Source organism: Rhizobium sp. 01T444, assembly GCF_056398305.1.
Genome location: NZ_JBFTPD010000013.1, coordinates 163,655 through 176,244 on the forward strand (window position 1 = coordinate 163,655; position 12,590 = coordinate 176,244).

The 12,590-nt window shown below is 61.1% G+C and carries 13 protein-coding genes; 8 read left to right on the forward strand and 5 right to left on the reverse strand.

Going from position 1 to position 12,590, the window contains the following annotated elements; genetic code table 11:
• The 4 genes from yidD (at window position 1) to AC1DTN_RS18995 (ending at window position 4,028) form a co-directional block, all read left to right on the forward strand.
• Window positions 1-405 carry a membrane protein insertion efficiency factor YidD gene (gene yidD, locus AC1DTN_RS18980; protein ID WP_310388121.1) on the forward strand — a complete coding sequence of 135 codons (405 nt, stop codon included), beginning with the start codon at window positions 1-3 and terminating at the stop codon, window positions 403-405.
• A gap of 1 nt (window position 406) precedes the next feature.
• Window positions 407-934 (forward strand): DUF1697 domain-containing protein, encoded by a 528-nt coding sequence (locus AC1DTN_RS18985; RefSeq protein ID WP_439015021.1) that lies wholly within the window; start codon window positions 407-409, stop codon window positions 932-934.
• Window positions 935-1,056: 122 nt separating this feature from the next.
• Entirely contained in the window at window positions 1,057-3,063 is a 2,007-nt protein-coding gene (gene thrS, locus AC1DTN_RS18990) for a threonine--tRNA ligase (RefSeq protein WP_477922066.1), read from the forward strand.
• Window positions 3,064-3,188: 125 nt separating this feature from the next.
• The gene (locus AC1DTN_RS18995) at window positions 3,189-4,028 is read left to right on the forward strand and encodes a lysophospholipid acyltransferase family protein (RefSeq protein WP_439015017.1); all 840 of its coding nucleotides are present in this window, start codon (window positions 3,189-3,191) and stop codon (window positions 4,026-4,028) included.
• Between the two features lie 27 nt (window positions 4,029-4,055).
• Here the strand turns inward: AC1DTN_RS18995 and AC1DTN_RS19000 are convergent, their stop codons facing one another.
• On the reverse strand, window positions 4,056-5,162 hold the full coding sequence (locus AC1DTN_RS19000) for a hypothetical protein (RefSeq protein WP_439015015.1): 1,107 nt from the start codon (window positions 5,160-5,162) through the stop codon (window positions 4,056-4,058).
• A gap of 113 nt (window positions 5,163-5,275) precedes the next feature.
• On the opposite strand from AC1DTN_RS19000, the gene AC1DTN_RS19005 reads away from it, so the two are divergent.
• The 3 genes from AC1DTN_RS19005 to AC1DTN_RS19015 all read left to right on the forward strand — a co-directional run bounded on the left by AC1DTN_RS19005 (window position 5,276) and on the right by AC1DTN_RS19015 (window position 7,715).
• Window positions 5,276-5,860 (forward strand): nitroreductase family protein, encoded by a 585-nt coding sequence (locus AC1DTN_RS19005; RefSeq protein ID WP_477922069.1) that lies wholly within the window; start codon window positions 5,276-5,278, stop codon window positions 5,858-5,860.
• The gene (locus AC1DTN_RS19010) at window positions 5,860-6,462 is read left to right on the forward strand and encodes a flavin reductase family protein (protein WP_477922071.1); all 603 of its coding nucleotides are present in this window, start codon (window positions 5,860-5,862) and stop codon (window positions 6,460-6,462) included. Before AC1DTN_RS19005 ends, AC1DTN_RS19010 begins: the two co-directional genes overlap by 1 nt.
• 122 nt (window positions 6,463-6,584) lie before the next feature.
• Window positions 6,585-7,715, forward strand: a complete 1,131-nt coding sequence (locus AC1DTN_RS19015; RefSeq protein ID WP_477922072.1) for a DUF2336 domain-containing protein — start codon at window positions 6,585-6,587, stop codon at window positions 7,713-7,715.
• Here AC1DTN_RS19015 and AC1DTN_RS19020 read toward each other — a convergent pair.
• Window positions 7,712-8,119, reverse strand: a complete 408-nt coding sequence (locus AC1DTN_RS19020; protein ID WP_477922073.1) for a hypothetical protein — start codon at window positions 8,117-8,119, stop codon at window positions 7,712-7,714. The genes AC1DTN_RS19015 and AC1DTN_RS19020 overlap by 4 nt on opposite strands.
• Window positions 8,120-8,249: 130 nt before the next feature.
• On the opposite strand from AC1DTN_RS19020, the gene AC1DTN_RS19025 reads away from it, so the two are divergent.
• Window positions 8,250-8,708: a GNAT family N-acetyltransferase gene (locus AC1DTN_RS19025; RefSeq protein ID WP_442205867.1), complete on the forward strand. Its 459-nt coding sequence runs from the start codon at window positions 8,250-8,252 to the stop codon at window positions 8,706-8,708.
• 12 nt (window positions 8,709-8,720) lie between these two features.
• Here AC1DTN_RS19025 and AC1DTN_RS19030 read toward each other — a convergent pair whose 3' ends face one another.
• The 3 genes from AC1DTN_RS19030 to AC1DTN_RS19040 form a co-directional block, all read right to left on the reverse strand.
• Window positions 8,721-9,905, reverse strand: a complete 1,185-nt coding sequence (locus tag AC1DTN_RS19030) for an AI-2E family transporter (protein WP_113323448.1) — start codon at window positions 9,903-9,905, stop codon at window positions 8,721-8,723.
• Window positions 9,906-10,021: 116 nt separating this feature from the next.
• Complete coding sequence (locus AC1DTN_RS19035; RefSeq protein WP_477922075.1) at window positions 10,022-11,158, reverse strand: esterase-like activity of phytase family protein; 1,137 nt, start codon at window positions 11,156-11,158, stop codon at window positions 10,022-10,024.
• A gap of 143 nt (window positions 11,159-11,301) precedes the next feature.
• A partial coding sequence (locus AC1DTN_RS19040) for a toprim domain-containing protein (protein ID WP_477922078.1) occupies window positions 11,302-12,590 on the reverse strand: 1,289 nt, incomplete at its 5' end.

Sequence of the window (12,590 nt, forward strand, 5' to 3'; positions counted from 1 at the left end):
ATGTGCGAATTCTGTCTGCTGCGCGAAGAAGAGGAAGACGAGGGCGGTGCCGCCGCGCCGAAGCCTCGCGCCCGACCGCTGCAGAGATTTTCGCGCAACTACCAAGGCCCGTTCCGCAAGACGCCTGACCGGCTTTTCGGCATGGGGCTCATCCGCCTCTATCAGCTGACGCTCTCCGGCTTCGTCGGCAATTCCTGCCGGCATATCCCGACCTGCTCCGAATATGGCTATGAGGCCGTCGCCCGCCATGGGCTCTGGGCCGGCGGCTGGATGACGCTCTTCCGCGTCGGCCGGTGCGGTCCGGGCGGCACAAGTGGGCTCGATCCGGTACCTGACAACCTCGAATCCCGTTTCCGCTGGTTTACGCCGTGGCGCTATTTCGGGCTCGGGCGGAAGGAGGCATAAGGTGTGTACCTTCATCGCACTTCTGCACAGCATCGTCCTGACCTCCGAGCGGCGCGTGATCATGGAAGATCTGCGAAAGCTTGCCGAAGAGCTGGGCTATCGTGAACCGCGCACGCTGGTCTCCACCGGCAACCTCGTGTTCGAGGCAGATGAAATGCGGCCGCACGAAGTCGAAGAGCAGTTGGAGGAGGCTTTTGAAGAAAAATTCGGCAAGCATGTCGATATCATCGTGCGCAGCGACTGCACCTGGATGGCGCTCTGCAGCGCCAATCCCTTCAAGGACGGCGTTGGCGACCAGGTGATCGTGCGCGTCAACCGGCTGCCGATCGACCCGGACAAGGTGGAAGCGCTGAAGCCGCTCCTTGCCGAAGGGCAGCGGATGAAGCTTGTCGGTTGCGATCTCTGGATCGATTTCCACGGCAAGCCGAGCCAATCGAAGCTGCTATCGGCGCTCACGACCAAGCGCATGGGCGTGGGGACGATGCGCAACTGGAACACAGTGCGCGGCCTTTTCGATATGGTCCTCTAGGCTCGCTTCTCCTTTACTCAGACACCAAATATCAGTATCAGGCGGCAGCGGCATTCCCGGTGGATGACGCTTCCGTTTCAACCACCCGCATTCGTTGGCGGGACTGGACAAGGAGAATTTGAATGTCCCAATCCGTTTCCCTGACATTTCCCGATGGTTCGGTGCGCAGCTTCCCGGCTGGCGCGACCGGCAAGGATGTTGCCGAATCCATTTCCAAGTCGCTCGCCAAGAGCGCTGTCGCGATTGCGATCGACGGCACCGTGCAAGACCTTTCCGATGCCGTCACCGACGGCAAGATCGAGATCATCACGCGCAAGGATGGCCGCGCGCTGGAACTCATCCGGCATGATGCCGCACACGTGATGGCAGAAGCCGTACAGGAACTGTGGCCTGGCACGCAGGTGACGATCGGCCCCGTGATCGAGAACGGCTTCTATTACGACTTTGCCAAGAACGAGCCTTTCACGCCCGACGATCTGCCCAAGATCGAAAAGAAGATGAAGGAGATCATTGCCCGCAATGCGCCCTTCACCAAGCAGATCTGGTCGCGCGAGAAGGCCAAGGAAGTTTTTGCCGCAAAGGGCGAACAGTACAAGGTCGAGCTCGTCGATGCGATTCCCGAAGGGCAGGATCTGAAGATCTACAATCAGGGCGAATGGTTCGACCTTTGCCGTGGCCCGCACATGGCCTCCACCGGCCAGGTCGGCACCGCCTTCAAGCTGATGAAGGTTGCCGGCGCCTATTGGCGCGGCGACAGCAACAACGCCATGCTCTCGCGTATCTACGGCACGGCATGGGCTGACCAGGCCGATCTCGACAATTACTTGCATATGCTGGCGGAAGCCGAAAAGCGCGACCACCGCAAGCTCGGCCGCGAAATGGACCTGTTCCATTTCCAGGAAGAAGGCCCGGGCGTCGTCTTCTGGCATGGCAAGGGCTGGCGCATCTTCCAGTCGCTCGTCTCCTACATGCGTCGTCGGCTCGCCGTCGACTATCAAGAGGTCAACGCACCGCAGGTGCTCGACACCGCACTCTGGGAAACCTCGGGTCACTGGGGCTGGTATCAGGAAAACATGTTCGCCGTGAAATCGGCCCATGCCATGACGCACCCCGAAGACAAGGAAGCGGATAACCGCGTCTTTGCGCTAAAGCCGATGAACTGCCCCGGTCACGTGCAGATCTTCAAGCATGGCCTGAAATCCTATCGCGAGCTGCCGATCCGTCTCGCCGAATTCGGCCTTGTGCATCGCTACGAGCCCTCCGGCGCACTGCACGGGCTGATGCGCGTGCGCGGCTTCACGCAGGACGACGCGCACATCTTCTGCACCGACGAGCAGATGGCAGCCGAATGCCTGAAGATCAACGACCTGATCCTCTCGGTTTATGAAGACTTCGGCTTCAAGGAAATCGTCGTGAAGCTCTCCACCCGTCCGGACAAGCGCGTCGGCACCGATGCGCTCTGGGATCGGGCGGAAGCCGTCATGACCGATGTGCTGAAGACGATCGAGGCGCAGTCCGAGGGACGCATCAAGACCGGCATCCTGCCGGGCGAGGGCGCTTTTTACGGGCCGAAGTTCGAATACACACTGAAGGACGCGATCGGCCGCGAATGGCAGTGCGGCACGACGCAGGTCGACTTCAACCTGCCGGAACGCTTCGGCGCCTTCTATATCGACAGCAATTCGGAAAAGACGCAGCCCGTGATGATCCATCGCGCCATCTGCGGCTCGATGGAGCGCTTCCTCGGCATCCTGATCGAGAACTTCGCCGGCCATCTGCCGCTGTGGGTTTCGCCGCTGCAGGTCGTCGTCGCCACGATCACCTCGGAAGCTGACGGCTACGGCCAGGAAGTGGCCGAGGCGCTGCGCGAAGCCGGACTGCATGTCGAGACCGACTTCCGTAACGAGAAGATCAATTACAAGATCCGCGAACATTCCGTTACGAAAGTTCCCGTCATCATCGTCTGCGGCAAGAAGGAAGCCGAGGAGCGCACGGTCAATATCCGCCGCCTCGGCAGCCAGGAGCAGACATCGATGTCGCTGGATTCGGCTGTCGAAAGCCTTGCCCTGGAGGCGACTGCGCCCGATATCCGTCGTAAGCTCGAGGCAAAGAAGGCCAAGGCAGCCTGAAAATTGCCTTTTGGATAATGGCAGCGCCCGGCATTGATCTGCTCGGCGCTGTCAGAAATCTGACATGCAACAGTAATATAGCCGCCAAAAAACAGGGGACGGGTTTCATCCCGGCAGGCATTCGAGTGCGCTTCAAAGAGCTTTCCTACGCGAACGAACGGGATCCGCGCCTGAAGCGCTGGCTCATCCGCTCCATCGAGGGCCTTTCCGGCCGTGACCGCTATGTACGGCTCTACGACATCTGGCGCTCCGACATCGTCGGCAAAAGCGACCGCGTCTTCGGCAAGATGCTCGACCTCATCGATGTCGAGATCAATGTGAAGGGCAGCTGGCCGCTCGAGCCGGTGCCGGACGAGCCGATCGTCATCGTCGCCAACCATCCCTTCGGCATCGGCGATGGCATTGCAGTGCTGGCGCTAGCCGAGCAGATTGGTCGTCCATTCCGGGTACTGATCCACAATGATCTCCTGAAGGTGCCGGAAATGGCGCCTTATTCGCTGCCGATCTCCTTCGAGGAGACCAAGGAAGCGATGGCGATGAACATGAAGAGCCGGCACGAGGCAGTTCGCCTGCTGAAGGAAGGCACGACGATCGTGATTTTTCCGGCTGGTGGCGTGGCCACCGCCAAGAAGGGCTTCGGCCGCGCCGAAGACCTGCCGTGGAAGATGTTCCCGGCCAAGCTCATCCAGGCGACCCGCGCCAGCGTGCTGCCGATCTATTTCGAGGGCCAGAACGGCCGGCTCTTCCATCTCGCCAGCAGGGTTTCGATGACGCTGCGCCTGTCGCTGCTCATCCGCGAATTCCGCCGTCTTTCAGGCAGCACGATCACCGCGCATGTGGGTAGGGTACTGTCCTGGGAAGAACTCAGCAGCGGCAGCGACCGCAAGGATCTGCTCGCCCGCCTCTTTGACGCAGTCTTCTCGATGGCGCCGAAGAAGAAGGCCTTCCTCAAGCGCGCAAGCTGAGCATTTCCGGAGATTTCGGACGCGGCGTCAGTCGAGGCTGGCGCCGTCGCCGCTTTGCAGATCTTCATAGGACGGCAAGGGCGGCTGCGGCGGGATCTCGCCGCCCGGCTGGGGCACACCCTTCGGCCCGGCCGCGGCCTGTCCTGGCGGCACGGCTGTGGCGGCCGGAGCAATCGGCTGCTGGGCCTGCTGGTTCTTCATCAGCACTTCGACATCGGTATTGACGCCGGCAGCGACGGTGAAGTCACGCTGATAGATCTTGTCCTTGTTGCGGGCGACCGCCGTGTATTCACCTTCCGCCAGGACCATGGCCGGAAAGGCGCTCACACTTTCGCCGACGCTGTCGCCGGCTGCCGTCAGGATCGACCAGGCGGTATCGGCGATCGCTTCGCCACCGGTTTCCGAGACCAGCTTGAAATTGATCTGTGCCGCCCTGTGCTGGATCGTCGCTTCGGTGAGCTTGCCGGCCTCCACCTGGATGTCGGCACGGATGGTCGCGTTGACATTGCCGTATTCGGAGACGACGTGATAGGTGCCGGCGTTGAGGCGCACGACCGTATTCGGTGGCACATCGGCCATGACAAGGCCGCGCTCGCCGTCGTCGCGGACTTCCGCGGAATAGATCGAGAAGCTCAGCTGGTTGGGCCGAATGCGGACATCGGAGCCGGAGACGGCGTTGAGCAGCAGCCCGCCGGCATCGAGAACCATCACCTGCTTGTCGACTGCGCCTTCATCCGACACCGTCAGCTTCTTGGTGACGCCGGCGCGGCCGAAGGAAACGTTGACGAAATAATCGCCGGCAGCGAGCTGGAAGGCTGCGGTGCCACCGCGGGAGCTTGCGATGAGCGGCAGCTTGCCATCATTTCCAGCGACGGGACTGAATACATACCAGGAAAGCCCGTCTTCGACAGGCGCGCCATCGGCCGTGAGCTTGGCTTCCAGCGAGACGTCACGCAGATGCACGCCCTCCTGCGTCGTGCCTGGCGCGATGAACGCGTTGAGCTTCGGCATTTTCGGCGTCGATTCGAGCTGCTTGAACTCCTTGAAGGCGTCCTGGGCGGCGGCGCCAAACGGCGTCAGCAACATCAGGGCAACAGCAAGGCCGATCCGTGCAAAAGGCAAAATGCCAAACATCCTGTTCGTGAACCGATTGACTTCTGAAATCGCAGAGTCCACTTCAAGACCAATGCCATGGCAAATTCAAGACCTGTGGCCAGCCTCTGCATACAAATGAGAGTTTCTCCCGCATGAAATCCGACATCAAGCTGATCGATTATCTCGCCGTGCGCCGCTCCATCCCTGCGTTCCAGATGTGCGAACCGGGACCGGCAAGGGACGAGATCGAGGAAATCCTGCGCCTTGCATCGCGCGTTCCCGATCACGGCAAGCTCGCCCCCTGGCGCTTCATCGTCTATCGCGGCGAAGAGCGCGTGCGGCTGGGCGAAGAACTGCTGAAGCTGGCGCTCGAAGCAAAACCCGATCTCTTAGAGGAAATGATCCTGGTGGAACGCRCACGCTTTACCCGTGCGCCTGTCGTCGTCGGCATCGTCAGCAAGGCCGGTCCGCATTTCAAGATCCCGGAATGGGAACAGATCATGTCGGCGGGCGCGTTGTGCCTCAACGTCATCCTGGCTGCCAATGCGCATGGTTATGTCGCCAACTGGCTGACAGAATGGTTCGCCTTCGACGAGCGCGCCTATCCGCTGCTCGGCGTCCAGCCGGGCGAAAAGGTTGCCGGTTTCATCCACATCGGCTCCACTACCTTTCCACCCGTCGAGCGTCCACGCCCTGAGCTAACCGAGACGGTCACCTGGCTCGGCGGTGAAGACTGATGTTCTACACAACGGACACCAACCGGCACGGGCTGGCGCATGATCCCTTCAAGGCGATCGTCGCGCCACGGCCGATCGGCTGGATCGGCAGCAAGGGCAGGGACGGGTCGATCAATCTCGCGCCCTATTCCTTCTTCAATGCGGTAGCCGACAAGCCGAAGCTGGTGATGTTCTCATCGAGCGGGCACAAGCATAGCCAGAAAAACGCCAGGGAGACCGGCGTCTTCACCTGCAATTTCGTCAGCCGCAACCTCGCGGAGAAGATGAACCTGACCTCGGCCGCCTTGCCCTACGGCACCAACGAGTTTGAATTCGCCGGGCTGACCCCAAAGCAGGCAGAGCTCATCGATGCGCCCTATGTGACAGAGGCCTTCGCCGTGCTGGAATGCAAGGTGACCGAGATCATTGAGCCGAAGACGCTGTCCGGCGAAGCATCCGAGAATGTCTTCGTTTTCGGAGAGGTCGTCGGCATCCATATCGATGAGGCGATCGTCAGAGATGGCCGGTTCGAAGTGGCGCTGGCGCGGCCGATCGCACGCATGGGCTACATGGACTATTGCGAAGGCAGCGAGGTCTTCGAAATGTTCAGGCCAAAGGCCTGACCTCGGCACAAGGCTTGAACAAAGCCTAATAAATATGGTGAACCAATCATAAACTTTTTCCGGCTATCGTCCTTGTATTGAATAAGACGCGAAGGAATCGCGTTCAGTGCTGGGGCGTTGTCGTGATCATTGAAGCATTTCTTCGTTGGGTCGAAACGGCCAAGACGGCTGACAGGGCGGCCGCTGCAAATGCTCTGGGACGCGTCTATCTCAAATCGGAAATGTCGGACGAGCGGCGCGACGCTGCTGAAAAGGCGATGACCTACCTGCTCGACGATCCGTCGCCGCGTGTGCGGCTTGCGCTCGCCGAAGCAATCGCCTGGGCGCCGCATGCGCCGCGCAACATCATTCTCTCGCTTGCCGAAGACCAGCCGGAGATCGCCTGCCATGCAGTGACCTGCTCGCCGATCCTGACCGATGCCGATCTCGTCGATCTCGCAGCACGCGGCAGCGGTGCAACGCGCATGCTGATTGCGGCGCGCGCCCATGTGACCCGCCCCGTTTCGGCGGCACTTGCCGAAGTCGGCGACGAGGACGAAATTCTCTGCCTGCTCGAAAATGACGGCGCGGCGATTTCCGCCCAATCCCTGAAGCGGATTGCCGAACGGCTCGGCGATGTCAGCGACATCAGAAACCTGCTTCTCGACCGCATCGATTTGCCGGCCGATGCCCGCCAGCTTCTGACGCAGCATGTCAGCAATGCGCTGGTCGGCCTGCCGCTGGCGCAGGCGGCAATCGGCCTGCAGAGGCTGCAGCGCATCAGCCGCGAGGCGACGGAAGCGGCGATCGTTTCCATCGCCGGCGATATCGCGCCGATCGAAGTGCCAGATCTCGTCGAACATCTTCGCCTGAACGACCGGCTGACGCCTTCCTTCCTTATGCACGCGCTCTGCTGCGGCAAGGTGGAATTCTTCGCCTGCGCCATCGTCAACCTGTCAGGTTGCAGCGACCGGCGCGTGCGGGCAATCCTTGCCACGGGCCGCATGCATGCCGTGCGCGCGCTCTATGAATCGGCGGGCCTGCCGCGCGATATCAGCATCATTTTCGTGGAAGCGACATTCCTGTGGCGCGAGGCTTCGCGCAACACCTCGGCCTCGCTGCTCGGCAGCGTCTGCGGACGCCTGCTCCAGAAATTCCACAGCCGGATCGGGCAGCATGACGCCGTCGGCGAGTTGCTCGACATGGTCGAGAAGCTGCATGTCGCCGAACAGCGCCGGTCGGCCCGTGTCTATGCGTCGCTTGCCGCTGCTTAATCGGTAAAGCGGGCCGCGGCCCAGGAATAGCTCGCAGAGACGAAATGCAATGGCTTCGCCAGAGTGTTTTTCACATCATGGCCGGAAGGCAAGTTGGCGCGCACGCGCCCGGCAATAGTATCCACAAAACCGCCAAGACCATCCCGTTGTTCGGCTACCTCGGGCGCTGCTGGCGCAGCGGGCGCCGGATTGGCCGGTTCGGTAGCGGCAAGCGACTTCGGCGCCTCGCAGACGGCAATGACGGTCGGATAGCTGGCATTGGCATAGGTCTTCAGCCGCTGTTCGGCCTCGGCATCGCAGGCGACGACGGTTTCCCAGTGTTTGTCGACCGTGGCGACGTAATTGCACTGGCTGACGGAATCGTCGCAACCGAGGATCGTCATGGCGATGAGGACGGCTTGCATATTTTGCCTCCATGGCTATTGAGCGTGTCATCCCCTTCGAAAGCACAATTCCAACGGAATGAAGGCAGCGATATTAACTCCTTGTCATCAAGGGAAAAATCACGCGTTTCGCCGGAACAGGAGAGAGAAAATGTCCGTCACCATCGCTCTGGAACCGCCGCGCCAGGATGGCGTGATCCGCCTTCTTGATCTCTCCGACGCCTATGCGCAGTCGCTCTATCCGCCCGAGAGCAACCACCGCGTCGATATCTCCACGCTGGAAAAGCCATCCGTGAGCTTCTTCGTGGCGCGTAACGGCGGCGAGATCGTCGGCTGCTGTGCTTTGGTGGAGGCAGGTGACGGGACGGCCGAGATCAAGCGCATGTTCGTCGATCCCGAGGCGAGGGGCCTGAAGATCGCCAGCCGCCTGATGGACCGGCTGGAGGAGATCGGCAGGGAGAACGGTTTCGACGCAATCCGCCTGGAGACCGGTATCTATCAGCCGGAGGCGATCAGCCTTTACAGGAAATACGGATATCGCGAGATCGAGCCGTTCGGCTCCTATCAGCCGGATCCGCTCAGCCTCTTCATGGAAAAGCGGCTGGCCTAAGTCGGAAAGGCCCTAGCCTTCGGCAGCACGCTGCACCGGCGGCGCCTGCTCGTCGAGGATGATCTGCGGTCCCGCATCGGCGGCGCGGACTTCATGTATCCATTCGCGCCAGATCGCGACCAGCAGCGCCATCAGCACCGGGCCGATGAACAGGCCGAGGAAGCCCATCGTCTTCACGCCGCCGACGAGGCCGAAGAAGGTCGGCAGGAACGGCAGCTTGATCGGTCCGCCAACGAGCTTGGGGCGCAGTGTCTTGTCGACAATGAAGAGTTCGACCGTGCCCCAGACGAACAGACCGATACCGGCGACATGCGAGCCGCTGGCCAGCAGATAGACGGATACCAGGGTGAAGGAGAGCGGCGCTCCGCCCGGGATCAGCGCCATGACGCCGGTCAGCACGCCAAGGGTGACGGGCGAGGGTACGCCGGCAATCCAATAGGCAACGCCGAGCACGATGCCTTCGCCGATGGCAATCAGCGTCATGCCCATGACGGTCGAGCTGATGGTGGCAGGCACGACGCGGGAAATACGCTCCCAGCGGTTCGGCAGGATACGCTCGCCGAGCATGTCAATCTGCTTGGAGAAGGAGAAACCGTCGCGATAGACGAAGAAGAGCGCGATCAGCATGAAGAGCAGCGTCAGGAACAGGTGGAAGGCACCACCGCCGGCCGCTAGAATTGCGCGGTAGATATTGCCGATATTGGCACCGCTGACGGCCTGGATGAGCTCACCCATGGCCCCGGGGCTGCCGATATATTTCGTCCAAAGTTCGTCGAGGTAGGAACCGGCCAGAGGCAAGGCGACGATCCATTGGGGCGTTTCCGCCCCGAAGCGGTTGGCGTGGATCGCCCATGCGACCCAGGTGCGCACTTCACCGGTCGTATAGGCAACCGCAAGGCTGATCGGAATGACGAGGAAGGTGACGATGAGGATGATCGCGATCGTCGCGGCGATCGTCGTATTGCCACCGACGCGGGCAACCAGCTTGCGGTAAAGCGGCCAGCTCGCAAAGCCTATGACGAGGGCTGCGAGCACAGGCACCACGAAGCCATAGAAGAAATAGACGCCGGCTGCGGCAACAAGCACGAGCAGCCAGCGGGCAGCCGAAATGGAGGGTATCAGCGGCGTACGTATCGTCGCCGACGGCCCCAGCCATCGCGGCTCCGTATTGGTTTTCTGACGATCAAACACACCCACGCGCGCCTCTTTTTATTGTTGTCCTAGTTTATGGGCTATGAACCGGGCGGTTTCAAGGTCCGCCCGGACAAAGCGTATACAAAGCGTGGTTATCTGGTCCGTAAATCCTTGAGATATTATTGCGGGCGGCGGTTGATCTTGAAGGCGTAGAACTGAGTCTTCTGGCCGGTCGAGAAATTATTGTCCGCGCCGAGGATCAAAACGTCGGTCCCGTCCTTTGCCTTACCGATCGCCATGGCCTCGATATTATCAGGCGTCAGGCCGATGGCGCGCAGATCCAGCACCTGGCTCTTGCGAGCCGGGACGACGCGCTGGTCGTTCTTGGCAAGCGAAGCGATGCCGGAAACGTCGGTCGCGCCGTCGAGATCCATCATGAAGAGCTTGATGTTGTTGCCGAATCCCTGGGCATAGCTGCGCTCGACGGCGAGCAGGCGATGATCGTCAAGGGCGATCATTTCCGACATGCCGTTGTCGTTGCCGCCGTCGGGCTTGGCGGCAGCCTGCGGGATCGGTGAGACCGGATAGACATATTGAGCCTTCGGCTCGCCGGTTGCGCCGTCATAGCGGATGATGCGTGAGAGGCTGCCGGTTGTCAGACTGGGGTTCGGGCCGTCCTGATAGAGGGCCGCTTCGACACCGACGAAAACGTCACCGGACGGAGACACGGCAAGATCCTCGAAAGCGAGATTGTCGCGGATGCCGGTCGACTTGTCGGCGGTCGGTGCAAAACCGTCAGGCAGCTTGAATTCGCGCACGAAGGCGCCATCAGGAGAAGCGACGCGGACGAAAGGCGGGATGAGCACCTTCGCATCGCCTTCGCTGCCCCAATAGATGCCGTCCTTGCCGAAACGGATGGATTCCGGATCGACGGTGCGGATGGCGAAGGGCTGGCCGTTCTTGTCCTGCAGGGTGACGTGCTTGGCAACGGTCACGCCCTTCAGGCCGGCAGCGCTGACATCGATATCAAGATCGTAGAAGCGGGCCGGGGCCTTTTCGGAGCGGTCGTCGCTGATAGCGATGTAGTGGCCGGTGGCGGCGTCGAAATCGAGGCCGGAAATTCCACCGAATTCGACGCCATTTTCCATCTGGCCGGTCGGAATGACGAATTCACCGAGATAGGACAGCGAGATAGCTGCCGCGCAATCGCCGAAGGGGCAGGCGGTCTCGACAGTCGCGCCTATATCGGTGGCGTAAACGGAGGCGGTGCTGGACAGGAGAACGAAAGCGGCAGTCGCAAGAAAACGCTTGGTCATGGCAAATATCCGGCAAAGGGTTGAAACAGAACGGCCGGCGCTGCGTGGACCTCGCTGGAGGACAGAGCGCCGGCCGTTCTATTGCGCCGGTAATTTGACGGACTCGTAACGGTTCTTCGTCAGTTCGATGAATTCGCTACAACTTAAATATCCAGATCCTCTGCGAAGGCCGCACGCTCCTGGATGAAGCGGAAACGGGCTTCGGCCTTGGTCCCCATCAGGTCGTCGACAGCGTTACGCGTGCCCTCGAAATCCACTTCGTCGATCAGCACTCGCAGAAGCGTGCGCTTGGACGGATCCATCGTGGTTTCCTTGAGCTGGGCGGGCAGCATTTCGCCGAGACCTTTGAAGCGGCTGATCTCGATCTTGGCCTTGCCCTTGAATTCCGTCTCCATCAGCTCGGCACGATGTTCGTCGTCGCGGGCATAGGCGGATTTTGCCCCTTGCGTGATCTTATAGAGCGGCGGCACGGCGAGGAAGAGGTGCCCGCCGCGCACCAGCTCAGGCATCTCCTGATAGAAGAAGGTAATCAGCAGCGAGGCGATATGCGCACCGTCGACATCGGCATCGGTCATGACGATGATGCGTTCGTAGCGCAGATCCTCTTCGCGGTATTTCGAGCGCGTGCCGCAGCCGAGCGCTTGGACGAGATCGGATATCTGCTGGTTGGCCGAGAGCTTCTCGCGGCCGGCGCTGGCGACGTTGAGGATCTTGCCGCGTAGCGGCAGGATCGCCTGGTTGGCGCGGTTGCGCGCCTGCTTGGCGGAACCACCTGCCGAGTCACCCTCGACCAGGAAGAGTTCGGCGCCTTCGGCGGTGTTCTGCGAGCAGTCGGCGAGTTTGCCGGGCAGGCGCAGCTTGCGCACTGCTGTCTTGCGGTTGACTTCCTTCTCCTTGCGGCGGCGCAAGCGCTCTTCGGCGCGCTCGATCACCCAGTCGAGAAGCTTCTCGGCCTCGTTCGGATTGTCGGCGAGATAATGGTCGAAGGGGTCGCGCAGCGCATTTTCGACAAGGCGCTGGGCTTCGACGCTCGCGAGACGATCCTTGGTCTGGCCGACGAATTCCGGCTCGCTGATGAAGACCGAGAGCATGCCGACTGCCGAGATCATCACGTCATCGGTGGTGATCTGTGCGGCACGCTTGTTCTGCGTCAGCTCGGCATAGCTCTTCAGGCCCTTGGTCATCGCAATGCGAAGACCGGCCTCATGCGTGCCGCCTTCGGGCGTCGGGATGGTGTTGCAGTAGGAATGGACTTGCGGATCGCCGCCATACCAGGTGATCGCCCATTCCAGTGCACCGTGGCCGGCTACCTTCTCGGTCTTGCCGGCGAAGATCTCGCGGGTGACCGTGAATTCCTTGCCCATCGTTGCCTGCAGGTAATCCTTGAGGCCGCCGGGGAAGTGGAAGACGGCCTTGTCGGGCAGATCCGATC